Annotated in this window: 21 protein-coding genes and 1 pseudogene; 15 read left to right on the forward strand and 7 right to left on the reverse strand. The window is 59.1% G+C overall.

Annotated elements, in window-relative coordinates; genetic code table 11:
• Nucleotides 1-9: 9 nt before the first annotated feature.
• The gene (entC, locus tag SPH27_RS08935) at nt 10-1,185 is read right to left on the reverse strand and encodes an isochorismate synthase EntC (RefSeq protein ID WP_048975908.1); all 1,176 of its coding nucleotides are present in this window, start codon (nt 1,183-1,185) and stop codon (nt 10-12) included.
• Nucleotides 1,186-1,373: 188 nt separating this feature from the next.
• On the opposite strand from entC, the gene fepB reads away from it, so the two are divergent.
• Nucleotides 1,374-2,333 carry a Fe2+-enterobactin ABC transporter substrate-binding protein gene (gene fepB / locus SPH27_RS08940; protein WP_182072393.1) on the forward strand — a complete coding sequence of 320 codons (960 nt, stop codon included), beginning with the start codon at nt 1,374-1,376 and terminating at the stop codon, nt 2,331-2,333.
• Nucleotides 2,334-2,379: 46 nt separating this feature from the next.
• On the opposite strand, the gene entS is transcribed toward fepB, so the two are convergent.
• Complete coding sequence (gene entS / locus SPH27_RS08945; protein ID WP_048980771.1) at nt 2,380-3,627, reverse strand: enterobactin transporter EntS; 1,248 nt, start codon at nt 3,625-3,627, stop codon at nt 2,380-2,382.
• A gap of 108 nt (nt 3,628-3,735) precedes the next feature.
• On the opposite strand from entS, the gene fepD reads away from it, so the two are divergent.
• From fepD to fepC, 3 genes are read left to right on the forward strand one after another with little or no spacing between them, the layout of a single operon-like run.
• Nucleotides 3,736-4,740, forward strand: a complete 1,005-nt coding sequence (fepD, locus tag SPH27_RS08950; protein WP_182072391.1) for a Fe(3+)-siderophore ABC transporter permease — start codon at nt 3,736-3,738, stop codon at nt 4,738-4,740.
• Complete coding sequence (gene fepG / locus SPH27_RS08955; protein WP_182072429.1) at nt 4,740-5,729, forward strand: iron-enterobactin ABC transporter permease; 990 nt, start codon at nt 4,740-4,742, stop codon at nt 5,727-5,729. The genes fepD and fepG overlap by 1 nt, the downstream gene beginning before the upstream one ends.
• Nucleotides 5,726-6,526: an iron-enterobactin ABC transporter ATP-binding protein gene (fepC, locus tag SPH27_RS08960; RefSeq protein ID WP_182072389.1), complete on the forward strand. Its 801-nt coding sequence runs from the start codon at nt 5,726-5,728 to the stop codon at nt 6,524-6,526. Before fepG ends, fepC begins: the two co-directional genes overlap by 4 nt.
• A gap of 88 nt (nt 6,527-6,614) precedes the next feature.
• On the opposite strand, the gene entF is transcribed toward fepC, so the two are convergent.
• From entF to fes, 3 genes are read right to left on the reverse strand one after another with little or no spacing between them, the layout of a single operon-like run.
• Entirely contained in the window at nt 6,615-10,472 is a 3,858-nt protein-coding gene (gene entF / locus SPH27_RS08965) for an enterobactin non-ribosomal peptide synthetase EntF (protein WP_182072387.1), read from the reverse strand.
• Nucleotides 10,469-10,681, reverse strand: coding sequence for an MbtH family protein (locus SPH27_RS08970; protein WP_032662857.1), 213 nt, complete (start codon nt 10,679-10,681; stop codon nt 10,469-10,471). The genes entF and SPH27_RS08970 overlap by 4 nt, the downstream gene beginning before the upstream one ends.
• Nucleotides 10,682-10,691: 10 nt before the next feature.
• The gene (fes, locus tag SPH27_RS08975; protein WP_182072385.1) at nt 10,692-11,888 is read right to left on the reverse strand and encodes an enterochelin esterase; all 1,197 of its coding nucleotides are present in this window, start codon (nt 11,886-11,888) and stop codon (nt 10,692-10,694) included.
• Between the two features lie 146 nt (nt 11,889-12,034).
• Here fes and SPH27_RS08980 point away from each other — a divergent pair, with 146 nt between their 5' ends.
• The 5 genes from SPH27_RS08980 (at nt 12,035) to SPH27_RS09000 (ending at nt 16,580) form a co-directional block, all read left to right on the forward strand.
• Nucleotides 12,035-14,275 (forward strand): TonB-dependent siderophore receptor, encoded by a 2,241-nt coding sequence (locus SPH27_RS08980; protein WP_069303796.1) that lies wholly within the window; start codon nt 12,035-12,037, stop codon nt 14,273-14,275.
• Between the two features lie 81 nt (nt 14,276-14,356).
• On the forward strand, nt 14,357-15,007 hold the full coding sequence (gene entD, locus SPH27_RS08985) for an enterobactin synthase subunit EntD (protein ID WP_182072383.1): 651 nt from the start codon (nt 14,357-14,359) through the stop codon (nt 15,005-15,007).
• A 159-nt stretch (nt 15,008-15,166) separates the two neighbouring features.
• Nucleotides 15,167-15,727, forward strand: coding sequence for a type IV secretion protein Rhs (locus tag SPH27_RS08990; protein ID WP_182072381.1), 561 nt, complete (start codon nt 15,167-15,169; stop codon nt 15,725-15,727).
• A complete protein-coding gene (locus SPH27_RS08995; protein WP_182072379.1) occupies nt 15,724-16,080 on the forward strand; it encodes a putative T6SS immunity periplasmic lipoprotein in 357 nt (118 codons plus the stop codon). The genes SPH27_RS08990 and SPH27_RS08995 overlap by 4 nt, the downstream gene beginning before the upstream one ends.
• Nucleotides 16,080-16,580, forward strand: a complete 501-nt coding sequence (locus SPH27_RS09000) for an Hcp family type VI secretion system effector (protein WP_207168007.1) — start codon at nt 16,080-16,082, stop codon at nt 16,578-16,580. The genes SPH27_RS08995 and SPH27_RS09000 overlap by 1 nt, the downstream gene beginning before the upstream one ends.
• Before the next feature lie 93 nt (nt 16,581-16,673).
• On the opposite strand, the pseudogene SPH27_RS23105 reads toward SPH27_RS09000, so the two are convergent.
• Nucleotides 16,674-17,122, reverse strand: a pseudogene (locus SPH27_RS23105) (SymE family type I addiction module toxin).
• 935 nt (nt 17,123-18,057) lie between these two features.
• The gene (gene betT / locus SPH27_RS09015) at nt 18,058-20,091 is read right to left on the reverse strand and encodes a choline BCCT transporter BetT (RefSeq protein WP_029741651.1); all 2,034 of its coding nucleotides are present in this window, start codon (nt 20,089-20,091) and stop codon (nt 18,058-18,060) included.
• A gap of 128 nt (nt 20,092-20,219) precedes the next feature.
• On the opposite strand from betT, the gene betI reads away from it, so the two are divergent.
• The 6 genes from betI to SPH27_RS09045 all read left to right on the forward strand — a co-directional run bounded on the left by betI (nt 20,220) and on the right by SPH27_RS09045 (nt 26,360).
• On the forward strand, nt 20,220-20,807 hold the full coding sequence (gene betI, locus SPH27_RS09020) for a transcriptional regulator BetI (protein WP_024906969.1): 588 nt from the start codon (nt 20,220-20,222) through the stop codon (nt 20,805-20,807).
• A 13-nt stretch (nt 20,808-20,820) separates the two neighbouring features.
• Nucleotides 20,821-22,293: a betaine-aldehyde dehydrogenase gene (gene betB / locus SPH27_RS09025; protein WP_047061311.1), complete on the forward strand. Its 1,473-nt coding sequence runs from the start codon at nt 20,821-20,823 to the stop codon at nt 22,291-22,293.
• 13 nt (nt 22,294-22,306) lie between these two features.
• Nucleotides 22,307-23,971, forward strand: a complete 1,665-nt coding sequence (gene betA / locus SPH27_RS09030) for a choline dehydrogenase (protein ID WP_182072793.1) — start codon at nt 22,307-22,309, stop codon at nt 23,969-23,971.
• A 583-nt stretch (nt 23,972-24,554) separates the two neighbouring features.
• Nucleotides 24,555-25,118, forward strand: a complete 564-nt coding sequence (locus SPH27_RS09035; protein WP_182072795.1) for a fasciclin domain-containing protein — start codon at nt 24,555-24,557, stop codon at nt 25,116-25,118.
• Between the two features lie 43 nt (nt 25,119-25,161).
• Nucleotides 25,162-25,716: an RNA polymerase sigma factor gene (locus SPH27_RS09040; RefSeq protein ID WP_182072797.1), complete on the forward strand. Its 555-nt coding sequence runs from the start codon at nt 25,162-25,164 to the stop codon at nt 25,714-25,716.
• Nucleotides 25,713-26,360 (forward strand): anti-sigma factor domain-containing protein, encoded by a 648-nt coding sequence (locus SPH27_RS09045; protein WP_182072799.1) that lies wholly within the window; start codon nt 25,713-25,715, stop codon nt 26,358-26,360. Before SPH27_RS09040 ends, SPH27_RS09045 begins: the two co-directional genes overlap by 4 nt.
• Nucleotides 26,361-26,379 lie beyond the last annotated feature (19 nt).

Below are 26,379 nucleotides of genomic sequence, written 5' to 3' on the forward strand. Positions count from 1 at the left end.
GAGCGATCCTTAGTGCAAGCCAAACACGTTGAGCATGGTGGAGAGCTTCACGCCCGTTTCGCGCCATTCGCCCACCGGCGAAGAGGCAGGCACAATGCCCGCGCCGGCAAACAGGCGAACGCTATTTTCGCGAAGACGCGCGCAGCGGATGGTCACCACCCACTCGCCGTTGCCTTCGCTGTCGCACCAGCCGACGATGCCGCCGAACAGCTCGCGGTCGAACGGCTCCAGCTCGGCGATCAGCTCTTTTGCCGCCTCATGCGGGAAGCCGCTCAGCGCCGGGGTCGGGTGCAGCAGGCAGGCCAGAGTCAGGGCGTTTTCGTTTTCACGCGCGTCACCTTCAACCGGCGTCGCCAGATGCCACAGCGTCGGCGTGGTGATGAGCTGCGGGGAAGACGGCATGCTCAGGTGGTGGCTTCGCGGTGCCAGAATGGCCTTCATCGCCTGGGTTACGAGATCGTGCTCGTGACGGTCCTTTTCGGAGGCCAGCAGCTTATTGCCCGCTTCGCGATCTAATACGTCGTCCGGCTGACGGCGCGCCGAGCCTGCCAGCGGCAGCGAGCTAAAGTGCGCGCCCTCTTTACGCAGCAGCAGTTCGGGGCTGGCGCCGAGCAGCACGCCGCCGTCTTCCAGCGGCACGTGGAAGTTAAAGCTCGCCGGGTTCTGGGCGATCAGCCTCTCCATCAGCGCGCCGCTGTCCATGTGTTTGTCGGTCGCGATATCAATCAGACGCGACAGCACCACCTTGTTCACCTGCGGCGTGGCGGTAAGCGACGCGGCGCGAGCGACCATCTCTTCGAACACGGGCTGCGGCGGGATCTCGGTGCGTTGTTCCACCTTCAGCGCCTGCGAGCCGGAAAAATAGCGTGCGGACTGCTGACGTGCCGGACGGGAAAAGGTCTGCCAGCGCTGCGGAATAAACAGAGAAGATGGCTTGCGGGTATCGAACGGAATAGCCCCTACCATCACCGGATGAGCGATACCGTTAGCTTTCGCATTCCGGAAGGCCTGGGCTAATTTTTGCTGAAATTGCCCGGCCGGATCGTCACCGCCGACGGCGGGTTCAGAGAAGCGGGCAAAACAGCCTGAGGTAGTAAAACTGCGGTAAGGCGACATAAAGAAAAAGCTGTCTGATTGCAGCGTGGTCGCGGTGTGCTGAACTTCCTCAGCCAGGGACGTGTCCATATCATCCTCCTCAAAATGATAAAAGAAGCAATAATGATTATCATTTATATTTTCGTCGGCTAACCTAATCCCACATCGCTTCGCTGTCAACCGTCGGAGAAATAACTTATGCGACAAAAGCTTGCATCCCTTCGCATCAACCATGAAAATGAGAAGCATTATCTTCAACAAAAACAGGATGTCGCGCTGTGAAATTCCCTGCCCTATTCCGTAATACCCTGCTTTTATCTGGACTTTTTGTTTTAGGACTTGCCTCAGCCGTTGCCGCCGACTGGCCGCGTCAGGTGACCGACAGCCGTGGCGTTCACACGCTTGAGAGCAAACCGACGCGCATTGTCTCCACCAGCGTGACCTTAACCGGCTCCCTGCTGGCGATTGACGCGCCGGTCGTTGCCAGCGGCGCGACCACGCCGAACAACCGCGTGGCGGATGCACAGGGCTTTTTGCGTCAGTGGGGCGATATTGCGAAACAGCGCAAGGTTGCGCGACTGTACATTGGCGAGCCGAGCGCCGAAGCGGTCGCCGCGCAAATGCCGGATCTGATTTTGATCAGCGCTACCGGCGGGGATTCCGCGCTGGCGCTGTACGATCAGCTCTCCGCCATCGCCCCAACGCTTATCATCAACTACGACGACAAAAGCTGGCAGGAACTGCTGACGCAGCTGGGCAGCCTCACCGGGCAGGAAAAACAGGCCGCAGAGCGCATTGCCGCGTTTGATAAACAGCTCGCGCAGGTGAAACAGCAGATGAAGCTGCCGCCGCAGCCGGTGAACGCCATCGTCTACACCGCCGCCGCGCACAGCGCCAACCTGTGGACTGCGGAATCCGCTCAGGGCAAGCTGCTGCACCAGCTGGGCTTTACGCTGGCGGATCTACCCGCCGGGCTGCAGACCTCTAAAAGCCAGGGCAAACGCCACGACATTATTCAGCTGGGCGGTGAAAACCTGGCGACGGGGCTAAACGGCGAAGGGCTGTTTGTGTTTGCCGGCGATCGGAAAGACGTGGATGCGATTTACGCCAACCCGCTGCTGGCGCATTTGCCGTCGGTGAAAAACAAACGGGTCTGGGCATTGGGAACCGAGACGTTCCGCCTGGATTATTACAGCGCAATGTTAGTATTAAACAGATTGAATACGTTGTTTAAGTAGGCATTTTCCCTCCCTCTCCCTGTGGGAGAGGGCCGGGGTGAGGGCATCAGGCCGCACCGTCGTTCAACACACTCTCCTGCCTGAATCGGCGCAATTCTGCCAACGACATGAATAAAACCACGCCAATAATTGCCAGTACAAACCCGCCGCAGCTCGCTGAGGCCACCGGAGTCATCATCGCCCCCAGCCCGCCGAGGATCGCCGCACCAATCGCATCCCCCGTGACGTTCTGCGCCGTCCACAGGCCGTTAATGCGCCCGAGCATCCCTTCCGGCGTCTGGGTCTGGATCAGGGTGTACTGCAGCAGCGAACTGATGGCGCTCAGCCAGCCGAAAATCACGAGGCACAACGCGCCCAGCGCCCACACCGGCATCAGGCTGAAGAAGCCGATGGCGATAAACGAGGCCAGCGTGGCAAGCAGCATAATCAGCCCCGGACGCGCGTTCTGCGCCAGGTTGCCGCTGGTCAGCGCTCCGCACGCCGCGCCGAGCGGAATGGCAGCGTAGAGAATGCCAATCTCCGAGGCGCTCATCTGCCACTCTCCCGCCAGCGCCGGGTAGAGCACGCGCACGGCGCTCGCCATGGTCAGCAGGCCGCCGAGCAGCGCAATCCCGCCAATCAGCGGGTTGCTGAACAGGAAACGAATCGCGGCCATCAGCGATTTCAGCGGATGCTCGCGCGGCTGCGGCGGAGGCGGCAGCAGCGGCAGGCGCAGCAGCGTCAGCGTGGTGATAAAGGTTCCCGCCGCCGCAAGCCCGTAGTTCCAGGCCACGTTGCCGGTCGCCAGCAGCAGGCCGCCCACCATCGGCGAAATCACCGAGCCCAGACGCACGGTGAGCATGGTGATCGCCCCCGCCTGCATCAGGTTCTCGCGCCCGACCAGCGCGGGCGTCGCCGCCAGCAGCGCCGTCACGCCCAGTGAGGCAAAGAAACCGTCCCACAGCCCCAGGGCATAAATCGCGATCAGCGACGGCTCCGGCAGCATCGCGTTCAGACACAGCCCAATAAAGCCCACGCCGCAGGTGCCGCGCGCCAGCAGGATCAGCTTTTTACGCTCGTAGCGGTCCGCCAGCACGCCGCCGACCATCAGGCCGATGAACATCGCCCCGCCGGTTAAGGTGACGGATAACCCCACCAGCCAGCTGGAGTGCGTCATGGTCTGGATCTGGACCGGCACGGCGACGCCGAGCAGCCCGAGGGACAAAATGGAGATAAAGCGAGCGATAAAAACGGCGCGATACGCCGGGTGCGTTTTAAGCAGGCTGAGATTGAGCAGCCAGGATTTTTGATTCATGACAAAGCCTTGAGTCTATTTCTACCCATTCCATGGGCGCACATGCTAACATAGCCAAATAAGATAGATAACGATAATCACTATCATTATCAAATCATGGATGTTGCTATGTCGTTTTCCTCTTCTTCGATGCGCGCCGTTGCCGTGCCCGTTTTATTGCTGCTGTTGATCCTTGCGACTGCACTCAGCCTGCTGGTCGGCGCGAAGCCGCTGCCCGCGTCCGTTATCGTTGATGCGCTCTCCGGCACCTGCCAGAGCGCCGACTGCGTCATCGTGCTCGACGCCCGACTGCCCCGCACGCTTGCCGGACTGCTGGCCGGTGGCGCGCTCGGCCTTGCCGGTGCCCTGATGCAAACCCTTACCCGTAACCCGCTGGCGGACCCCGGCATTCTCGGCGTTAACTCCGGCGCCAGCTTTGCCATCGTGCTCGGCGCGGCGCTGTTCGGGTTGACGTCACCCTCCGAGCAGCTGGTGATGGCCTTCTGCGGCGCGCTGGCCGCCTCGCTGGTGGTCGCCTTTACCGGCAGCCAGGGCGGCGGGCAGCTGAGCCCGGTACGCCTGACGCTTGCGGGCGTGGCGCTCGCGGCGGTGCTGGAAGGCTTGTCCAACGGTATCGCCCTGCTCAACCCGGACGTCTACGACCAGCTGCGCTTCTGGCAGGCCGGTTCGCTGGATATCCGCACCCTCGAAACCCTAAAAGTTGTGGCGATCCCGGTCATTATCGCCGCCGCCGTGGCGCTGTTTTTAAGCCGGTCGCTCAACAGCCTGAGCCTCGGCAGCGACACCGCGACCGCCCTCGGCAACCGCGTGGCGCGCACGCAGCTGATTGGTCTGTTCGCCATCACCGTGCTGTGCGGCAGCGCGACCGCCGTGGTCGGCCCGATCGCCTTTATTGGCCTGATGATGCCGCACATGGCGCGCTGGCTGGTGGGGGCGGATCACCGCTGGTCGCTGCCGGTGACGCTGCTGGCCACCCCTGCCCTGCTGCTGTTTGCCGATGTGCTGGGCCGCCTGCTGGTGCCCGGCGAGCTGCGCGTCTCGGTGGTCAGCGCCTTTATCGGCGCGCCGGTGCTGATTTTCCTGGTACGCCGTAAACGCGGAGGTGGCGCATGATGGCCCCGTCCCGTCGTTTACTCACCAGCGTATGCCTGCTGACTATCGCCATTCTGCTGCTGGCGGTCTGGAGCCTGCGCAGCGGCGCGGTGACGCTCGACTTTGCGCAGGTGCTTAACGCCCTGCTCGGCAGCGCGCCGCGCAACATCACCATGGTGGTGACGGAGTGGCGTCTCCCGCGCGTGGCGATGGCGATTCTGGTCGGCGCGGCGCTCGGCGTGAGCGGTGCGATATTCCAGTCGCTGATGCGCAACCCGCTCGGCAGCCCGGACGTGATGGGCCTCAACACCGGGGCCTGGAGCGGCGTGCTGGTGGCGATGGTGCTGTTTGGTCAGCACCTGACGGCCATTACCTTTACGGCGATGGCGGGCGGCATTCTGACGTCATTACTGATCTGGGCGCTGGCCTGGCGCAACGGTATCGACACCTTTCGCCTGATCATCATCGGGATCGGCATCCGCGCCATGCTGATGGCCTTTAACACCTGGCTTTTACTGCAGGCCTCGCTGGAAACCGCGCTCTCCGCCGGGCTGTGGTACGCCGGATCGCTCAACGGCCTGACATGGGGCAAAACCTGGCCCGCCGCGCCGCTGATTTTGCTGATGTTTATCGGCGCGCTGCTGCTGGTGCGGCGCATGCGTCTGCTGGAGATGGGCGACGACACCTCCTGCGCGCTGGGCGTGGGCGTCGAGCGCTCGCGCCTGATGCTGATGCTGGTCGCCGTACTGCTGACCGCCGCCTCCACAGCGATTGCCGGGCCAATCTCGTTTATCGCCCTCGTGGCACCGCACATCGCCCGGCGACTTAGCGGCACGGCGCGCTGGGGATTAACCCAGGCGGCGCTGTGCGGCGCGCTGCTGCTATTGGCCGCCGATCTCTGCGCCCAGCGGCTGTTTATGCCTTATCAACTGCCGGTGGGCGTGGTGACCGTCAGCCTCGGCGGGATTTACCTCATCGTCTTGCTCGTTCAGGAGTCACGCAGGAAATGACTGATTCAACCACCCGCTTGCGCGGCGAAAACTTAACCCTCGGCTACGGCAAAAAAATCATTACCCGTGACTTATCCGTCGCCATTCCGGACGGCCATTTCACCGCGATTATCGGCCCGAACGGCTGCGGCAAATCGACCCTGCTGCGCACCCTGAGCCGCCTGATGACGCCGGCTGAAGGCAGCGTGTTCCTCGACGGGGAGCAGATCCAGCGCTTCGCCAGCAAAGAGGTAGCACGGCGCATCGGTCTGCTGGCGCAAAACGCCACCACGCCGGGCGACATCACGGTGCAGGAGCTGGTCTCGCGCGGGCGCTACCCGCACCAGCCGCTGTTTACCCGCTGGCGCAAAGAGGATGACGAGGCGGTGAACCGCGCGATGCAGGCGACGGGCATCACCGATCTTGCCCAGCAGAGCGTGGACACCCTCTCCGGCGGGCAGCGTCAGCGGGCGTGGATCGCGATGGTGCTGGCACAGGAAACGTCGATCATGCTGCTGGACGAGCCGACAACCTGGCTCGACATCAGCCATCAGATTGACCTGCTGGAGCTGCTGAGCGAGCTGAACCGCACTCAGGGGTATACCCTGGCGGCGGTGCTGCACGACTTAAACCAGGCGTGCCGCTATGCGACGCATCTGATTGCGCTTCGCGACGGTGAGATCGTGGCGCAGGGTGCGCCGAAGGAGATTGTGACGCCGGAGCTGATCGAGCGGATCTACGGCATGCGCTGCATGATTATTGACGATCCGGTGGCGGGTACGCCGCTGGTGGTGCCGCTTGGCAAGCGTGCGGTCTGATGCCCTCACCCCGGCCCTCTCCCACAGGGAGAGGGAGCAAAGCATCCCCTCGCCCCGTTGGGGAGAGGGTTAGGGTGAGGGGAAATCACTACCCCAAAATCTCCCTCAACACCGGCCCTATCTTCTCAAACGCTTGCGGTGAAATGATATCCACGTGGGCGCAGTCCTGGCTGTACACCTCAAGCTCCGCCACCCACGGCGCCCAGGCGACCTGCGGATCCATCGTTCGCGTGCGCTCGGCGACAAACAGCGTCGCTTTGCCGTCAAAGCGCGCGCTGCGCGCCGTGGTGAGCAGCCGCACCGCGTCGGCGTAGTTGCCCTCGATAGCGTTAAACAGCTCGCTGGAGCCCTGACCCTGCTGGGCGGCGATAAACGCCTGACGCTCGCGCTCGATTTCCGCCAGCACCTCGGGGTCGAGGCCGTTGGCCTCTTTCTCCGACCAGTTCTGGGTTTCCGGCGGCCAGGTGTCCAGCAGGCCGAGGAAGGCTACCGCTTCACCCTGTTCGCGCAGACGGGCGGCAATACCCTGCGCCAGCGTGCCGCCGAGGGAATAGCCGAACAGGTAATACGGCCCCTGCGGCTGCTGCTTACGCAGCGTAGCCAGGTGATGCTCAATCACCCCATCCAGATCCGCACGCTGCTGCATTGGACCGTCCGGACGCGGCGACTGAATGCCGACGATGGACCAGCGCGAGCTGAGGTAGCGTGCCAGGACGCTAAACTGCCAGGCAAAGCCGGACGCCGGATGGAAACAGAACAGCGTCGGGCCGTCGCTTTCGCGCAGCGGAAGAAGTGTTTCATACCCCAGTCGCTGCGCCTGCTCGTCGCTCATCTGCGAGTCCAGCAGCGCGCTGAGCTTGCTCACCGTGGAGGCGACCATAATCTGCCCCGGCGTAACCTTGCGCTCGAACTCGCGGCTAAGCTGTGCCGCCAGGCGCATCGCCAGCAGCGAGTGTCCGCCGAGGGCAAAGAAGTCGGCCTCAATGTCGTTGACCTCGCAGCCCAGCAGGGCGGAAAACGCCTGCGCGACGGCGACTTCGGTTTCCGTCTCCGGCGCACGGCCGGAGGATTTACTCGTCAGCTCCGGCAGCGGCAGCGCCTTGCGGTCAAGCTTGCCGTTCGCGCTGAGCGGCAGCGCGCTGATTTGCAGCAGCACCACCGGCACCATATGCGGCGGCAGCTGTGCTTTTAGTGCTTCCATCAGCGCGTCGCGATCCAGCGGTAAGCCGGATTCGGAAACCACATACCCCACCAGCTGGCGGGCATCGCCGCCGGTGGCTGCCGCCTGGTTGAACACGCAGGCGTGCGCCACGGCCTGGGCCACGTCCGGCAGCGACAGCATCGCCCGGTCGATTTCGCCCAGCTCGATGCGCTGTCCGCGGATTTTTAACTGGTCATCGCTGCGGCCGAGATATTCCACCGCGCCGTTGTCCAGCCAGCGGGCAACGTCGCCGGTGCGGTACATCCGCTCGCCCGGGGCGAACGGGTCGGCAATAAAGCGGCTGGCGGTGAGGTCCGGACGGCCCAGATACCCCTGCGCCAGCTGAATGCCGGTGAGATACAGATCGCCCGCCACGCCGAACGGCACCGGGCGCATCATCGCATCCAGAATGCGCAGCCCCGTGTTCCACACCGGGAAGCCGATCGGCACGCTGTTGCCTTCCACCGCCGCCAGCTCGGGGCCAAACGCCGGATACCAGCTGACGTCCACCGCCGCTTCGGTTGGGCCATAGAGGTTGTGCAGCGGCGCACGGGTGAGCTGCTCCCACTCGCGGCACAGCTCGGTCGGCAGCGCTTCGCCGCTGCAGAACACCTGCTTAAGCGTCCTGCAGCAGTCGACGTTTTCCGGCGTCAGCGAGGCGACAAACGCCGCCAGCATCGACGGCACAAAGTGGGTAGTAGTCACGCCGTACTGCGCGAAGAAGCTCTGCATCGCCTGCGGGTCGCGGTGCGCGTCCGGCTCGGCCATCACCAGCTTCGCCCCGGCGATAAACGGCCACCAGAACTCCCACACCGACACGTCAAAGCTGCACGGCGTTTTCTGCGCCACCACGTCAGTCGCGTCCAGCGGGTAGTGGTCCTGCATCCACTTCAGGCGGTTGACGATGGCGGTATGGCCGACCATCACTCCTTTCGGACGCCCCGTCGAACCGGAAGTAAAGATGATGTACGCCGTCTGCTCCGGCTTCGCCAGGCGCAGCGGTTTTGCATCCGCAGCCGGTAAAAGGGTGTTGTAACTAAACGCCGTAATCGACAGATCGCTAAAGCGCGGAAGCTGCTCGTCGGTGGTAATGAGCAGGGATGGCTTCGCGTCTTCCAGCATCATCCTCAGGCGGTCGTCCGGGTAGCCGGTATCAAGCGGCAGCCACGCGGCACCTGCCTCGACGATGCCGTGCAGCGCCAGCGTCAGGAACACCGAGCGCGGCAGGGCCACCGCCACGCTGTCGCCCGGCTTCACGCCGCGCGCGCGCAGCAGGTTTGCCAGCGCGACCACCTGCTCGCGCATCTGGCGGTAGCTGAGCTCAATATGCGCGTCCGCCAGCGCGGGGGCGTCCGGCGTTTTGCTCGCCTGCTCCGCCACCAGATCCGCCAGCGTGGTGGCCGGCAGCGCCAGCCCGGTATCGTTGATGCGCGCAAGCCTCTGGTATTCCTGCTCTGAAACGGTTTCCACGTCGCCGCAGCGCAGGTCCGGGTTAGACGCAAACTGCATCAGCATCGCGTTCAGGCGCGCGACGTGACGGGAAAGCGTCGCCTCATCGTAACGCTGCTTACTGGCGAGGATCTCAATGCTCAATCCGCCCTGTTCGTCCGGGAACAGCGCCAGCTCAAGGTCGTTCACCGGGCCGGTTGCCAGCGTGTGGGTGATGGCCTCCACGCCGTCAATATCCAGCTGATAATCGAACATCTTCACATTCAGCACCGGACCAAACAGGGCTTCGTCGCCTGCGGCACGCCCGCTGTCGCGCACGACCTGCTCGGCGTCGTAGCGCTGGTGGCGTCGCATTTTTTTCAGCTGGTTGGCCAGGCGCAGCGCCAGCGCCGGCAGGCTCTCCTGCGGGTTGATATTCACCCCCAGCGGCAGGACGTTGAGCACCGGCCCGGTCGCGGTCAGCGCGGCGGAGCCCATGCGTCGCATAAAGATAAACCCGGCGGCGTAGTCCAGCCGTCCGGTCAGACGGCCCAGCCACAGCGCCACCAGCGCAAGGGCCAGCTCAGTACGCTGCGCCTGTCCTGCCGCCTGTGCAAGCTGGCTAAAGGCGCGACCGTCGGCGGTGATTTTCAGGCGCAGAATATCGGTAGTAGCGGCGCGTCCCGGCAGCGGCGCGGAAGAGAGCGAGACCGGAGAAGGAAGCTGCCTGCGCTGCTCCGCCCAGAAGGCGCCGTCGCGCTGATACGCCTCGCTGTCGCGATAGCGCTGATACTCATCCACCACTTCGGCAAACGGCGTAAACGGGGAGGCGGGCATCGGCTCCCCCTTCTTCCACGCGGCGTAAATCGCGGCGATCTGGCGGGTAATGGCCGGGAAGCTGAAGCCATCCACCACCAGATGGTGATAGCGCTGATACCAGTACCAGTGGCTTTCTCCCACCTGAATCAGCTGGTGAAACGCCAGCGGCTGCCCGCTGTCGACGCGCAGGTTCTGGTTAAGATCGGCCTCCATCAGCGCCACGGCGTCGTCGTGAGACGCAACGCGAACGATGGACGGCTCCGGCAGAATGAGGGTGTCATCCACCCACTGCCACACCTCGCCGCTCTCCTCGGCAAAACGCATCCGCAGGGTATCGGCCTGCATCATGCCTTCAGCAATCGCTTTTGCCAGCAGCGGCGCGTCGATGTCGCCTTTTAGCTCGGTGTAGTGCGCCACGCTCCAGGCGTTTGGCAGGGAAGAAAGCTGTTCCGCCATCCAGATACCCGGCTGGGCGGCGACGAGAGGAAGACGGTTCATGCGCTCCCCTCCGCAAAATGGGACGGTTCAAGCGTGCGCCAGTGCCCGGCCAGCCACTGCTGGCACGCCTCCTGAGACTGCGCTTCGCACACCACGCGCCACCCCGCCGGCAGTTCGCACTGCTGCGGCCACAGGCTGTACTGCCCCTGGTCGTTTTGCAAAATGGCGAACTGTCCCTGCGGATTATCGAAAGGATTGCTGAATTCCATACAGACTCCGTTATTGAATGAGCGGCTGCCAGAGGGTCATCAGCCCCTGCGTCAGCCCACCGCGCCAGCAAAGCGCATCGTGTCCGCCGTCAACCTGACGCCAGGTAACCTGCTGCGCGGGTAGTTCGGCATAAATCGCCTGATTGGCATTGAAAATCAGCGGCTCGTTGCGCCCGGCCTCGAGGACGATACGCAGTCCGCTCGCGGCCAGCTCACCGGCTCTGAGCTGTTCGATGAGGCGCCCTTCCTGCTGCCCGCCGCGGTGCGGCCACCAGTACGAGCCGGACTGGCTCAGCACGCAGCCAAACCGCTGCGGCCAGCTGAGGCCAGCATAAAGCGAAGAGAGTCCGCCAAAGCTCTGGCCCGCCACCACGGTACGGTCGGCGCGGTCGCTGAAGGGGGCGAGATGTTTAACAAGAGGGAGAAGTTCTTCCTGTACCGCCAGCCAGAAATCGGGGTTACAGGGCAATTCGCGGCTGCGGTGTTCCATGTCGATCGCATCGATCAATACATAGACCGCAGGGGGCAGTTTGCACCCGGTGGTGAGCAACGCCAGCGCAGGCCAGACGGGCATGCTTTCGGCCCAGAACTGCCCGTCGAGCAGCACCGCCAGCGGGCGCTCGGGGCCGTCGTCCCCGGTGGTAAAAATCCACACGCGGCGACGGTTGTTGAGACGCTCGCTGTTCCACTCAATGCAGACCGGCTGGTGATACGGCGTATCGGGACGGTCCCAACCGGGCTGAACGGGCGCGTCCGGCATCTCAAGCGCCGAGACGGCATGACCGCGCCCGCCGCGCCAGCTCTGCGGATTCAGCGGGTCGGACACCGCGTGCGGCAGCAGCCTGCGCCAGCCTTCGCGCAGCGCCATGCGGTCCGGCAGCTCGCCTTCAAACACGGTATCGGCAAAATCGTTTTCATTTACAGAAGGGATAAAACAGTAGCTCCCGCGCCACTCGGGGCTGAATTCGCCCTGCCACTGCCAGACGTCGGTATCCGGGATGCGCTCGAGGGACTGCGGGCGGGCATTTTGATGGTGATCGGTCACGCCGGTAACGTAGAGCCAGACGCGTTTGACCGATGAGGTTTTCTGCGTTCCTGCAGGATCCCGCCACCAGAAGGTGACGCGACAGTTCTCCTTCTGACGTTCCCATTCAGGTCCGTTTTTCGACTGCCACCACGCTTCACTTCCGGTTGTTAACGTCGTCACCCTTATAACCCCATGTTTCACAGTCTTTTTTGTTTCAGAGCAAATTTTATTGATAATATTATTGATAACTATTTGCATTTGCAATAGCGTAATGCCCGCGCTGTGGGAAGCGCGCTCATTAAATAACCATAAAAGCGGGACGTACAATGAATAAGAAGATTCACTCTCTGGCCTTGCTGGTCAATTTAGGGATTTATGGTGTCGCGCTGCCCGCCATGGCAGACGACAACACCGCCTCTGCGCAGCACGAAGATACGATGGTGATCACCGCCGCCGAGCAGAATTTACAGGCGCCGGGCGTGTCGACCATCACCGCCGACGAGATCCGCAAAAACCCGCCCGCGCGCGACGTGGCGGAAATCATCCGCACCATGCCGGGCGTTAACCTGACCGGGAACTCCACCAGCGGCCAGCGCGGAAACAACCGTCAGATTGACATTCGCGGCATGGGTCCGGAAAACACCCTGATCCTGATCGACGGCAAGCCGGTCACCAGCCGCAACTCTATTCGTCTGGGCTGGCGCGGCGAGCGTGACACCCGCGGCGATACCGGCTGGGTGCCGCCGGAGATGATCGAGCGTATCGAAGTGATCCGCGGTCCGGCAGCCGCGCGCTACGGCAACGGTGCGGCAGGTGGCGTGGTGAACATCATCACCAAAAAATTCGACGACCAGTGGCACGGCTCCTGGAACACCTATCTGAACGCGCCAGAACACAAGGACGAAGGTTCCACCAGGCGCACCAACTTCAGCCTGAGCGGCCCCCTGGGCGGCGACTTCAGCTTCCGCATGTTCGGTAACCTCGATAAAACCCAGGCCGACGCGTGGGATATCAACCAGGGCCACCAGTCCGATCGTACCGGTACCTACGCCAACACCCTGCCGGCTGGCCGTGAGGGCGTGGAAAACAAAGACATCAACGGCGTGGTGCGCTGGGACTTCGCGCCTATGCAGTCCCTGGAGTTCGAAGCGGGCTACAGCCGCCAGAACAACCTCTACGCGGGCGACACGCAGAACACCAACAACGACAGCGCGCTGGTGAAGAAGAATTACGGCAAAGAGACTAACCGTATCTACCGCCAGAACTTCGCGGTGACCTGGAACGGCGGCTGGGATAACGGCATCACCACCAGCAGCTGGGCGCAGTACGAACACACCCGCAACTCCCGCCTGGGCGAAGGTCTGGCGGGCGGGACGGAAGGCTTGTTCAACAGCAATAAATTCACCGACACCGACCTGGCCGACGTGATGCTGCACAGCGAGATCAACCTGCCGATTGATTTCCTCGTCAACCAGAACCTGACCCTGGGCACCGAGTGGAACCAGCAGCGCATGAAGGACTCCACCTCCTTTACGCAAACCCTGCAGGGCGGCACCGTTCCGGGCATGAGCAACGACCGCAGCCCGTACACCTCGGCGGAGATTTTCTCCCTTTTCGCCGAAAACAACATGGAGCTGACCGACAGCACCATGCTAACCCCTGCCCTGCGCTTCGATCACCACACTATCGTCGGCAACAACTGGAGCCCGTCCCTGAACCTTTCGCAAGGTCTGGGCGATGACTTCACGCTGAAGATGGGGATCGCGCGCGCCTATAAAGCGCCGAGCCTGTACCAGACCAACCCGAACTACCTGCTCTACAGCAAAGGCCAGGGCTGCTACGCCAGCTCGGACGGCGTGGGCTGCTACATGATGGGCAACGACGACCTGAAAGCCGAAACCAGCATCAACAAAGAGATTGGTCTGGAGTGGAAACGCGACGGCTGGCTGGCGGGCGTGACCTGGTTCCGCAACGACTATCGTGACAAGATTGAAGCGGGCTACGCGCCGATCGGTCACACCTCTTCCGGTAAAGTGCAGACGGATATCTACCAGTGGGAAAACGTTCCGAAAGCGGTCGTCGAAGGGCTGGAAGGCTCCCTGAACGTGCCGGTCAGCGACACAATCAACTGGACCAACAACATCACCTGGATGCTGCAGAGCAAGAACAAGGAGACCGGTGACCGTCTGTCGATCATTCCGGAGTACACGCTGAACTCGACCCTGAGCTGGCAGGTTCATCAGGACGTGTCGCTCCAGTCGACCTTTACCTGGTACGGCAAGCAGCAGCCGAAGAAGTACAACTACAAAGGTCAGCCGGTGACCGGGTCTGAGAAAGACGAAATCAGTCCGTACAGCATCGTTGGCCTGAGCGCGACCTGGGACATGACCAAAAACGTCAGCCTGACCGGCGGCGTGGATAACGTCTTCGACAAACGCCAGTGGCGCGCGGGTAATGCCCAGACCACGGGCAACGCCACCACCGGTGCGTATATGTACGGTGCGGGAGCGTATACGTATAATGAGCCGGGTCGCACCTGGTACATGAGCGTGAATACGCGTTTCTGATTCAGGCAGTAACTCCCCCCTCTCCCCGTGGGAGAGGGCCGGGGTGAGGGCATCAGGCCGCACAATTCTGAAGGGAAAAACATGCACACAACCCACACCACGTTCATTATTGCCGGCCACACCGTCCACAACGTCACCTTCGACCCCACCACCTTCACCGACGCCGACCTTCTCTGGCTCCCCCACTACGCTGAGCTTGCAAACGCCGGACGCAAACGCAAAGCCGAGCATCTGGCAGGCCGCATCGCCGCCGCACATGCGCTCGGCGCGATACATGAACGCGCGATCCCCGGCGTCGGCCCCAGCGGCGAACCACTCTGGCCGGAAGGGGTTTCGGGAAGCATTACTCATAGCGGCACGCAGGCGATGGCGGTTGTCGTCCGTCATCAAGATGCGCTCGTAGGTATTGATTGCGAAGCCATTCTTCCAGACCGGGAAGCCCGCGAAATCCAGGACGGCATTATTGATGCGCAGGAGGCGATATGCCTGACGCACTCGGGCTACCCTTTTGCGCTGGCGCTGACGCTGGCATTTAGCGCAAAAGAGAGTTTGTTTAAGGCGCTCTTTCCGCAGGCGAGGACTTACATGGGTTTTGACTGCGCTCGTATTATGACACTCGATGAAAGAACACTTACGCTGGCCCTGACCCGCCCACAGGCTGAGTTTAAAGAAAATACGCTATTTACAGTTCACTGGTTACTTGAGGGTAATCAAGTCATCACTTTGCTGTAACGCGCGTCAGGCATCGAAAATCCTTTATTCAGCCACTCTTTCACTTCTTTTATTTCTCGCAATCCAAAAAACACTTTTTAGGAATATATCAATCTTCTTTTCCATTTCTGCAGGAGTAGGATAAAACCCCGATAACCATAATATTTAAATGGATTTATAATGCCGGTAAATGAACTCATAATTCCCACCTCAGGAACCCCGATTAACCCAGGCGGTATCCGACAACTCACCATCGGTGAGATAGCCCTCGCGAAGACGCTTTACGGTTACAGTATCAATTATCATCTGGTGTGGGTGCACAGGGAAGGTTATCTTCCTTTTAATCTCCAGCCTGTCGATATAGCGATGAGTCCCAATGGTGAAATGTGGTACAGAGAGGAAACGTATTCACCAGATTTTTCGTTAGAGAAAAGCCTCCGAAAAAAGCATCGATTCATGCATGAAATGATGCACGTCTGGCAGACACAAAAAGGAATGTTTGTCAGAACCAGGGGATTATTTTCTGGCATTGCTGATTATTCATACAGCTTAGATAAAGCAGATCTATTGCATTATGGTTTAGAGCAACAGGCATCAATAGTAAGTGACTATTGGTTATTGAAATTCCATGGATTAACAAACAATGAGCATTTGTTTGAATATCGTGATTTTAACCAGAATGAGACTATTTATTTCCTTCTTCAGAAATACCAAGCAATTTTGAGAGGTTTTCCTGGATGAAAAAAATAATTACCTTGCTTAGTTTATGCATTTTACTGACGGGCTGTCCAGGAGGCAAACGTGCACCACATCCCAGAGCCACGTACATCAATGGAGATTATCTTTGTTTTAGCGTAAATAAAAAAGACAAACTTAATTACTATACAATTTACTCTAGTGAAGATAGCGATATAACTATCGTGACGGGCTCCGGAAGAGAACATTTGAATCTTAACTACCCTGATAATTGCATACATATCAATTGGAAATATGGATATACCTACGTAATTAACTATGGACTGAATGGTGAAGATTATGAATATGAGTTTTTTATCGATAACGACGGGCAACTAACTAATCTGGGAGGATTATAATGTCACTACCCGCTTACCTATTTCTCTACGATGAGCACGGGATGCTCGTACAGGGTGACTGTATGATGCCAGGACGCGAAGGTGCAATCGAGATCATGAACAGCAGCTATAGTGTAAAACAAGCCGTCGACAGCCATACCGGAAATATGACCGGAACAAGACAGCATGGTCCGGTTACTCTGCATAAGCAATTAGATAAAGTGAGTCCTTATCTTGCTATTGTCGCTTGCGAAGGAAGACGCCTGCAAAAAGCCATTATCAAATATTATGAAATTGTTGAAGCGGGAGCGGAAAGAGAGATCTACACTATTACGCTTGATAGCGTGGTAATCTCATCTTTAGATTTTACACATGTATACTATCCAGGTAGTTCTGCGCCTAACATGCATGAAGTCGTAGGCATGCGATTCCGTGGTATTCAATGGAACTATGTGAAAGGAAATATCAGATATGACGATGCATGGATAAAACCTGCGCAGAAAGAAAAAACCAGCACATAACTATCCTGATTCATCTCATTAATAAACATTAATGTATGTGGCTGCGCAGAAATGCGATTCTGGCATTCCCAGGATCGCCCGTGATATTTACCGCTACCCTTTTCCACTTTCGTTCACTGGCAAATCCCCCGTATCAATTAACGCTCCCGGAAACGTCTCCAGCCACTTCATCAGCTTCAGCTTATTTGTATACGTTGCGCTGACGCCTTCCAGACAGCCCCACAGCTCACGGGAATTTTGCGGCCTAATCACAATACAATCCGGCATCACGCGGATCTTCACGGCTATTCCTGCTTTAAACCCTGCGCGGGTTACCACGCGCCGGTTAACGGCAGATAGTTGCGCTCCATTCGGGTATAAAGTTCAACACAGGCGGAACCCGCCTCTCCTCTTTCATGAAGATACGCAGAGTGAACCGGCTCATCATGCAACGCCCGGATGCGTTTTTTGCGTAGCTTCTCGCGATTTTCTTGCTGAATCTCTAGATCTGCATTTTCTGTTTGGGCAATAGCCCGCTCTGGCATAGAATTCTTCGCAGCCATAATCAACTCCCTTTTAGTTGTTTGTGGTTAGCGGTATGGAGGTGGTCGCACACCTTTGTACCGCGATTCCTTTTTGTTGCCTTTTTACATATCTTTCCAGATCTCAGTGCTGGGTTAATTTCGGCCATTATACTTCCATGTATAAATACACAGGGAATTAAAATAAGAGGAATTTGATAAATGCGAGGGAACTCGAGGAATAATAATCTTGAGGTGAAAATCTTTTTAAATATTATGTAAATAAATTAGTCAATACAACACCATTCATGAATGATATAGTTAGATGCGTTAAGAGGGCAAAAATCGCCCTCTTGCGTTAGACTAACGATACTTTTGCGAGAAATTAGACTTAACAACACGACTTATGTAGCTATTAAGTCCATGACCAGCATGAGCTAATTGCTGCATCTTTGCCACTACAGCGAGCCCGGGCTTACTGGTATCGTAAACATATTTCCATCCATCTCTGAAGTGAACAGTGATTGAATCGTTAGTTGTTTCATAAAAAACGACTCCAGAATCGCCACCCTTGTTTGCATAAACTGGCAATTTGTTATCCTCATTTAATTGCAGTGAAATTTACTGCCAGTCAGTTATATGCTTTATGCTAATGATATTTATTGTAGTTGATCGCACTTTCTGTTTTTTAATGCTATAAGCAATAAGCGTTCATTAATTATTCAAAAAGCCCCTTCCGGATAACTATTTAAAAACTCCAATTAATTATGAGGTCCCCCCCCCCCCCAAAAAAAAAAAAAAAAAAAAAAAAAAAAAAAAAAACAAATTCATTCCCATAAAAAATGAGTTATGCCATCAATATAAATTATTGATATAAATACACCAATACAAACTTTTCACACATTTTCAAAAATAACGGGGCCAAAGTTTAAACACTCAGCCCCCGCTACCTAACCTTTATGATGCTCATCTAGACATCAAACATCCGGGAACATCACGCTATTCCCCGGCGCTTCCCTGTGCAGATGGATAAAGTTCAGGTGCCGTTCATACTGGTCCAGAATGTCCGTAATCACCTGCTCCTTGCTGTAGTCCATCAAATCATTCCCCTGGCTCCCTTCCAGCAGGAAGGTCTCAAGCCGGTAGTAGGTCGATTTCCCGCTGCGCGCCCGGTAGGTAAACCCGGGTACCGAATACTGCTGCGGCCAGATCTGATAAACAAAGTTCTGCTCGTCGCCCATGTGCACCAGCAGATCCAGGTGCCCCAGGGTCTCGCCCTCCTCCGGCGGCAGGTTTTTCAGCTCCACGTAGGCTCCACGCAGCTTCAGCTCCTGCGCAACCTCTTCCATCGCCGGGAAGCAGACCGTCTCCATCATCTGTTTGGTGTAGCGCGTGCCCGGGTAATTCATCAGGCGCGAGAGACGTTTTTTCCAGCTCAGCCGGTCCTGCGCGCCCATCGGACGCGGCGCGGTGTCGCGGCTGGCGCTGACGCGGCGATAGTCTTCCACCTTGAGCGATTTATACAGCCCGGCCATCACGAAGAAGATGACGAAGCTGAACGGCAGGCCCATGATCACCGTGGTGTTCTGCAACGCCGAAATGCCGTTGGTCATCAGCATGCCGAGCGTCAGCAGGCCGATGGCGACGGACCAGAAGATGCGCAGCCAGTTCGGCGCATCGCTGTTGATATCTTTGAGCTTCGAGGTGAAGTTACCCAGCACCAGCGCGCCGGAATCCGCCGAGGTGACGTAGAACAGCAGGCCGGTGATGGTCGCCACGGAGGCGCTAAAGGTAAACGCCGGGTACTGCGCCAGCAGGCTGTAGAAGCCGCGCTCCGGGTGCGCCATCGCTTCCTGCGCGAAGGTGGCATTGCCGTGGATGATCTCATGCAGCGCGCTGTTGCCGAAAATCGACAGCCACAGCAGGGTAAAGGTGAACGGGATAATCAGCGTGCCCATCACAAACTGGCGGATGGTGCGGCCACGCGAAATACGCGCCAGGAACAGGCCGACAAACGGCGACCACGCCACCCACCACGCCCAGAAGAACAGCGTCCAGTTGTTCATCCACTCCACCGGACGGTCAAAGGCGAAGCTGTTCAGCGTCATGCCCATAAAGCGGTTTACGTAGTCGCCCACGTTGAGCACTAGGGCATTGAGCAGGAACGAGGTATCGCCCATAAACAGCACGAACAGGATCAGACCCAGCGCCAGCGCCACGTTCAGCTCGGAGAGCACGCGGATGCCTTTATCGACGCCCGACGTCACCGAGATGGTGGCGATAATGACGGAGAGCGCTATCAGCGCCGCTTTGGCCGCCATCGAATCCGGGATATCAAACAGCACGCTCAGCCCGTAGTTGAGCTGCACCACGCCAATCCCAAGCGTCGTCGCAATACCAAAGATGGTGCCGATCACCGCCGCGATATCGACGCTGTGGCCAATCGGGCCGTTAATCTTTTTACCGAAGATCGGGTACAGCGCGGAGCGGATGGTGAGAGGCAAATTATAACGATAGCTAAAGTATCCGAGCGCCATGCCCATCAGGGCGTACATCGACCAGCCCGTCAGGCCGTAGTGGAACAGCGTCCAGACCATCGCCTGGCGCGCGGCCTCCATCGTCTGCCCCGCCCCTTCCGGCGGCTGCATATACTGCGTGACCGGTTCGGCCACGGAGAAGAACATCAGGTCAATGCCGATGCCGGCGGCAAACAGCATCGCGGCCCAGCTCAGCAGGCTGAATTCGGGCTTGGACTGCTCAGGCCCGAGCTTCACGGAACCAAAGCGCGAGCAGGCAATGCAGACCACGAAGACGATATAGAGCGTCGCGGCCAGCAGATAGTACCAGCCGAAGGTCTTCGACACCCAGTTCAGGGTGCGCCCAATCCACTCGGCAGAAAAATCACGAAAGAAGATGGTCGTCAGGGAAAACAACAAAATCAGCCCGGCGGACGTATAAAAAACGACCGGGTTGATTTTGTCTTTTTCTCTGTCTTGTGAAAGGTCTGTCATCCAGTATCCCCACTGTTTTTGTAACTATTGAAATCCAAATCCGCAACAATTAAGACACATTTTATATTGAACGTCCAATCAAAAACCGCTTTAATGTATTACCAACGCTGATGAATGGAGTGGCAAAAATGCCCAAAGTGGGGATGCAGCCGATCCGGCGCAGGCAGCTTATCGACGCCACGCTGGAAGCAATAAATGAAGTGGGAATGCACGACGCGACGATCGCGCAGATCGCCCGTCGGGCGGGCGTTTCCACGGGGATCATCAGTCACTACTTCAAAGACAAAAACGGTCTGCTGGAAGCGACCATGCGCGACATTACCGGCCAGCTGCGCGACGCGGTTTTGAGCCGCTTACGCGCCCTGCCGGACGCCAGCGCGGAGCAACGCCTGCAGGCCATTGTCGGCGGCAATTTTGATGAAACCCAGACCAGCGGCGCGGCAATGAAGGCCTGGCTGGCCTTCTGGGCGAGCAGCATGCACCAGCCAATGCTCTACCGCCTGCAGCAGGTGAGCAGCCGTCGTTTATTGTCAAACCTGGTGTACGAGTTCCGCCGTGAGCTGCCGCGCGAACAGGCAGAAGAGGCGGGCTACGGCCTGGCGGCCCTGATCGACGGGCTGTGGCTGCGCGCCGCGCTGAGCGGCAAGCCGCTGGATAAAACTCTGGCGCAATCGCTCACCAGCCACTTTATCAGCCAGCATTTACCGACCGAATAACCGAGGAGAATTTATGTCCCGAATGGCAGAACAGCAGCTTTATATCAATGGTGGTTATACCTCCGCCACCAGCGGTCGCACCTTCGAGACCATCAACCCGGCCAACGGTGAAGTTCTGGCGAGCGTACAGGCCGCCGGACGCGAAGACGTCGACCGTGCCGTGGAAAGCGCAAAACGCGGGCAAAAAATCTGGGCGGCGATGACCGCCATGGAGCGCTCGCGCGTTCTGCGTCGCGCCGTCGATATCCTGCGCGAGCGCAACGACGAGCTGGCGAAGCTGGAAACCCTCGACACCGGTAAAGCGTATTCCGAAACCTCCACCGTCGACATCGTCACCGGCGCGGACGTGCTGGAGTACTACGCGGGGCTGATCCCGGCGCTGGAAGGCAGCCAGATCCCGCTGCGTGAGACCTCATTCGTCTACACCCGCCGCGAGCCGCTGGGCGTGGTGGCGGGCATCGGGGCGTGGAACTACCCGATCCAGATCGCCCTGTGGAAATCCGCCCCGGCGCTGGCGGCGGGCAACGCGATGATCTTCAAGCCGAGCGAGGTCACCCCGCTTACCGCCCTGAAGCTTGCGGAGATCTACACCGAAGCGGGCCTGCCGGACGGCGTATTTAACGTCCTGCCGGGCGTAGGCGCGGAGACCGGCCAGTACCTGACCGAGCATCCGGGTATCGCCAAAGTCTCCTTCACCGGCGGCGTCGCCAGCGGCAAAAAGGTGATGGCCAACTCGGCTGCCTCCTCCCTGAAAGAGGTGACGATGGAGCTGGGCGGCAAATCCCCGCTGATTATTTTCGACGACGCCGATCTGGATCTCGCGGCGGACATCGCCATGATGGCGAACTTCTTCAGCTCCGGCCAGGTGTGCACCAACGGAACCCGCGTGTTCGTACCCGCGAAATTCAAGGCCGCGTTTGAGCAGAAAATCGTCGAGCGCGTGGGTCGCATCCGCGCGGGCGATCTGTTCGATGAACGCACCAACTTTGGCCCGATGGTCAGCTTCCCGCACCGCGACAGCGTGATGCGCTATATCGCCAAAGGCAAAGAAGAAGGCGCGCGCGTGCTGTGCGGCGGCGACGCGCTGAAGGGCGAAGGCTTTGACAACGGCGCGTGGGTCGCCCCGACCGTGTTCACCGACTGCACCGATGAGATGACCATCGTACGCGAAGAGATCTTCGGCCCGGTGATGTCCATCCTCACCTATGAAAGCGAAGAAGAAGCCATTCGCCGCGCCAACGATACCGACTACGGTCTGGCGGCGGGCATCGTCACTGCCGACCTGAACCGCGCGCACGGCGCCATTCATCAGCTCGAAGCGGGCATCTGCTGGATCAACACCTGGGGTGAATCCGCCGCAGAGATGCCGGTCGGCGGCTACAAACACTCCGGCATTGGCCGCGAGAACGGCGTGATGACGCTGCAGAGCTACACCCAGGTGAAGTCCATCCAGGTTGAGATGGGTAAATTCCAGTCCATATTTTAACCGGGAGGTTTATTTGCAATTTGACTACATCATTATCGGGGCCGGCTCTGCCGGCAACGTACTGGCAACGCGACTGACTGAAGATCCGAATACCACCGTTCTGCTGCTTGAGGCGGGCGGGCCGGATTACCGCTTTGACTTCCGCACCCAAATGCCCGCCGCGCTGGCGTTCCCGCTGCAGGGCAAGCGCTACAACTGGGCGTATGAAACCGAGCCAGAGCCGTACATGAACAACCGCCGCATGGAGTGCGGGCGCGGCAAAGGGCTGGGCGGCTCGTCGCTGATCAACGGCATGTGCTACATCCGCGGTAACGCGATGGACCTCGACAACTGGGCGAAAGAATCTGGCCTTGAGCACTGGAGCTACCTCAACTGCCTGCCCTACTACCGCAAGGCGGAGACGCGCGACGTGGGGCCGAACGACTACCACGGCGGCGACGGCCCGGTGAGCGTTACCACCTCGAAACCGGGCGTGAACCCGCTGTTTGAGGCGATGGTGGAAGCGGGCGTGCAGGCGGGCTACCCGCGCACAGACGATCTCAACGGCTATCAGCAGGAAGGCTTCGGCCCGATGGACCGCACGGTCACGCCGCAGGGCCGACGCGCCAGCACCGCGCGCGGCTATCTTGACCAGGCCAAAAAGCGCCCGAACCTGACCATCCGCACTCACGCCATGACCGATCATATTATTTTTGACGGCAAGCGCGCGGTAGGCGTCGAGTGGCTGGAGGGCGAAAGCACTATCCCGTCCAGAGCGACGGCGAATAAAGAGGTGCTGCTGTGCGCGGGCGCGATTGCCTCCCCGCAGATCCTCCAGCGCTCCGGCGTGGGCAACGCGGAGCTGCTGAAGCAGTTCGATATCCCACTGGTGCACGACCTGCCCGGCGTGGGCGAAAACCTGCAGGATCACCTGGAGATGTACCTCCAGTACGAATGCAAAGAGCCGGTCTCCCTCTACCCTGCCCTGCAGTGGTGGAACCAGCCGAAGATTGGCGCCGAGTGGCTGTTTGGCGGCACCGGCGTGGGCGCGAGCAACCATTTCGAAGCGGGCGGTTTTATCCGCAGCCGTGAAGAGTTCGAATGGCCAAACATTCAGTACCACTTCCTGCCGGTAGCGATTAACTATAACGGTTCGAACGCGGTAAAAGAGCACGGCTTCCAGTGCCACGTCGGCTCCATGCGCTCCCCGAGCCGCGGCCACGTGCGCATCAAGTCGCGCGATCCGCACCAGCATCCGGCGATCCTGTTCAACTATATGTCTCACGAGCAGGACTGGCAGGAGTTCCGCGACGCTATCCGCATCACCCGCGAGATCATGCACCAGCCCGCGCTGGACAAATATCGCGGTCGCGAAATCAGCCCGGGCGTCGAATGCGAGACCGACGAGCAGCTCGACGAGTTCGTGCGCAATCACGCCGAAACCGCCTTCCACCCGTGCGGCACCTGCAAGATGGGTTACGACGAGATGGCGGTGGTCGACGGCGAAGGCCGCGTTCACGGGCTGGAAGGGCTGCGCGTCGTGGATGCGTCGATCATGCCGCGGATCATCACCGGCAACCTGAACGCCACCACTATTATGATTGGCGAAAAAATTGCCGACGCTATCCGCGGGCGCGAGCCGCTGGCGAAGAGCACGGCGGCGTATTATGTGGCGAACGGGGCGCCGGTTCGACGCTGAAAATATTTCCCCTTACCCTGCATAGACTGAGGGATCCCCAGTAATTTTTAAGCAGCAGCAATAACGTTGTTTAAGAACGACTGAAGCCTTTCAGCGATGCCCTGGTCCGGCTGTAAATCGCTGAGGCGTTTGCCTTCCGGCCGGGGCGAGGCGCATGGATGCGCCGAGAGGGCGGGCTTTACAGGGACGTTACCTCCGCCCGTCCCCGATAAGCCGGAGGGAATACGCCGAGGGCACCGCGAAGCGGCGATTTACCGCCGGGAGCCCGGGTCGCCAGGGTGGTGGCGACTGAGCCACCCTGGCACGTTCACTGGTTAAGGAGTTACAGAGTAGCAAGGAACATAAAGTGAACGGAATGACCACTACAGCCTTATGTTCCACTCACCCTAACCCTCTCCCCGGAGGGGCGAGGGGACTGTTCCGTGCTGGCATTACTTTGTGGAGCCCCCTCAGCCCCATAGGGGAGAGGGGATTAACCTACCCCACCAAAAATTTATTTTCATTTGCCTGCATCCAGTTTCCATCCTGCCCTCGTATGTGAGTATGTGAGCAACGCCTTTGCTCCTTAATCCGAGGATAAATGATGAAAAAGCTACTCAGTGTTGCATTCGTATCCAGCGCTTTACTCTTCTGTGCAGGCGCATCAGCGGCCATGACGTCTGGCTCCGTGATGGTGGGCGGAGCGGAAATGTTCCCGAACAAAAATATTGTTGAAAACGCCGTGAACTCTAAAGATCACACCACGCTGGTGGCGGCGGTTAAAGCGGCCGGGCTGGTGGATACGCTGCAGAGCAAAGGGCCCTTCACCGTTTTTGCGCCCACCGATGCGGCGTTTGCAAAATTGCCTGCGGGTACGGTCGACAATCTGGTGAAGCCGGAAAATAAAGCGCTGCTCACCAGTATCCTGACCTATCACGTGGTTGCGGGTAATTACGATATGAAAGCGCTGGAGCAGAAAATTAAACAGGGCGGCGGCCACGCGGAGCTGAAAACCGTTAACGGTCAACCTCTGTGGATCATGAGTAACGGCCCGCACAATATTCAGCTCAAGGATGGTAAAGGTAACGTGGCGAATATCAGCACCTATGACGTCCATCAGAAAAATGGCGTGATCGATGTGATCGATACCGTCCTGATGCCTAAGTAGTTGTCTATACTTCGGAAGTGTGACGTTGCCTTCCGGGAAAAACATGGATAACGCGCTGGCTCAACAGCAGTTGAAATTAATGCAGGCGGTCGCAAACGGCGATCGCCGCGCATTTGAACAACTTTACCGACTCACATCGCCTCACCTGTTTGCCGTCGCGCTGCGCATGCTACGCCATCGCGCCTGGGCAGAAGAGATCCTTCACGACTGTTTTGTCACCGTCTGGAGTAAAGCCGACACCTATAACGCCGCCCTGAGCTCTCCGATGACCTGGCTTACGCATATTGTTCGCAACCGCTGTATTGACTGGCTGCGCAGCGGGCAAACCCGGGCTGCCGCCCGCGAGGAGTCGTATTCCGAAGAGAGTCTGCTGAGCGAAAGCGATGAGCAAAACAACTGGCACGACGACGCGCAGGCAGCACGGCTCAGGCATTGTCTGGATCATTTGAGTCACGAACAGCGCCAGAGCATTACGCTCGCCTACTATCAGGGCATGTCCCACAGCGACATTGCCGACTGGCTCCAGCAGCCCGTGGGCTCGGTAAAAAGCTGGATCCGCCGCGCGATGGATCATCTTCGGGAGTGCGTGGGCCTATGAATGACAGCGAAAAACGCGATGACATGCTGGCTGCGGAATATGCCCTCGGCACTCTGCGCGGAGGGGCGCGGCTTCAGTTCCAGAAAAGGCTTACCGCGGAGCCCCGCCTGACAGCGCGCGTGGCGTACTGGCAGGAGACGTTCAGCACGCTCGACAGTCATCTCGCGCCCGTTCACCCACCCGAGACGGTGTGGAAGAGGATCGCCCTCGATCTGCCACCGAAAAAGCCTTTGCGCCAAAGCCGGCCCTATCTCGGCTGGGTGGTCGCGGCCGGCCTCGCCGCCGTTACCGTCGTGACCTGGTATTCCACCCGAACGCCGGAACTCGCACCGCTGATGGTGCTCAACGATGCCCAACAGCACGGGCAATGGATCGTCAGTGCGGACAGCCGCCGCCAGTATCTGAGCATCACCCCTCTCAGACCGAACGCTGTCGCGGCGCAAAACAGCCTGCAGCTTTGGCTTATTCCTGCCGGGAAGGCCCCGATATCCCTTGGGCTGCTGCAAAGTGATATACCGACTCATGTTGCCCTCGGGAACAACACCCTTACCCCTGACGCGATGATAGCCATAAGCCTCGAGCCCGAAGGTGGGTCACCCACCGGTCAACCCACCGGCCCCGTGCTGTACAGCGGCAAGATTTAATCCTCTGGCCTTGTTCGCA

The sequence above is a fragment of the Enterobacter sp. A103 genome (assembly GCF_034427535.1).
In the GTDB taxonomy this organism is placed as follows: domain Bacteria; phylum Pseudomonadota; class Gammaproteobacteria; order Enterobacterales; family Enterobacteriaceae; genus Enterobacter; species Enterobacter asburiae_B.

Coding starts and splice junctions, on each gene's coding strand:
- SPH27_RS09000 (WP_207168007.1), top strand. CDS start 16,080: ATGTCACTACCCGCTTACCTATTTCTCTACGATGAGCACGGGATGCTC.
- SPH27_RS09040 (WP_182072797.1), top strand. CDS start 25,162: ATGGATAACGCGCTGGCTCAACAGCAGTTGAAATTAATGCAGGCGGTC.
- SPH27_RS08990 (WP_182072381.1), top strand. CDS start 15,167: ATGCCGGTAAATGAACTCATAATTCCCACCTCAGGAACCCCGATTAAC.
- entC (WP_048975908.1), bottom strand. CDS start 1,185: ATGGACACGTCCCTGGCTGAGGAAGTTCAGCACACCGCGACCACGCTG.
- fepG (WP_182072429.1), top strand. CDS start 4,740: ATGGCCCCGTCCCGTCGTTTACTCACCAGCGTATGCCTGCTGACTATC.
- SPH27_RS08995 (WP_182072379.1), top strand. CDS start 15,724: ATGAAAAAAATAATTACCTTGCTTAGTTTATGCATTTTACTGACGGGC.
- entS (WP_048980771.1), bottom strand. CDS start 3,627: ATGAATCAAAAATCCTGGCTGCTCAATCTCAGCCTGCTTAAAACGCAC.
- betT (WP_029741651.1), bottom strand. CDS start 20,091: ATGACAGACCTTTCACAAGACAGAGAAAAAGACAAAATCAACCCGGTC.
- betB (WP_047061311.1), top strand. CDS start 20,821: ATGTCCCGAATGGCAGAACAGCAGCTTTATATCAATGGTGGTTATACC.
- SPH27_RS08970 (WP_032662857.1), bottom strand. CDS start 10,681: ATGGAATTCAGCAATCCTTTCGATAATCCGCAGGGACAGTTCGCCATT.
- fepD (WP_182072391.1), top strand. CDS start 3,736: ATGTCGTTTTCCTCTTCTTCGATGCGCGCCGTTGCCGTGCCCGTTTTA.
- entD (WP_182072383.1), top strand. CDS start 14,357: ATGCACACAACCCACACCACGTTCATTATTGCCGGCCACACCGTCCAC.
- fepC (WP_182072389.1), top strand. CDS start 5,726: ATGACTGATTCAACCACCCGCTTGCGCGGCGAAAACTTAACCCTCGGC.
- SPH27_RS09035 (WP_182072795.1), top strand. CDS start 24,555: ATGAAAAAGCTACTCAGTGTTGCATTCGTATCCAGCGCTTTACTCTTC.
- SPH27_RS09045 (WP_182072799.1), top strand. CDS start 25,713: ATGAATGACAGCGAAAAACGCGATGACATGCTGGCTGCGGAATATGCC.
- betI (WP_024906969.1), top strand. CDS start 20,220: ATGCCCAAAGTGGGGATGCAGCCGATCCGGCGCAGGCAGCTTATCGAC.
- SPH27_RS08980 (WP_069303796.1), top strand. CDS start 12,035: ATGAATAAGAAGATTCACTCTCTGGCCTTGCTGGTCAATTTAGGGATT.
- entF (WP_182072387.1), bottom strand. CDS start 10,472: ATGAACCGTCTTCCTCTCGTCGCCGCCCAGCCGGGTATCTGGATGGCG.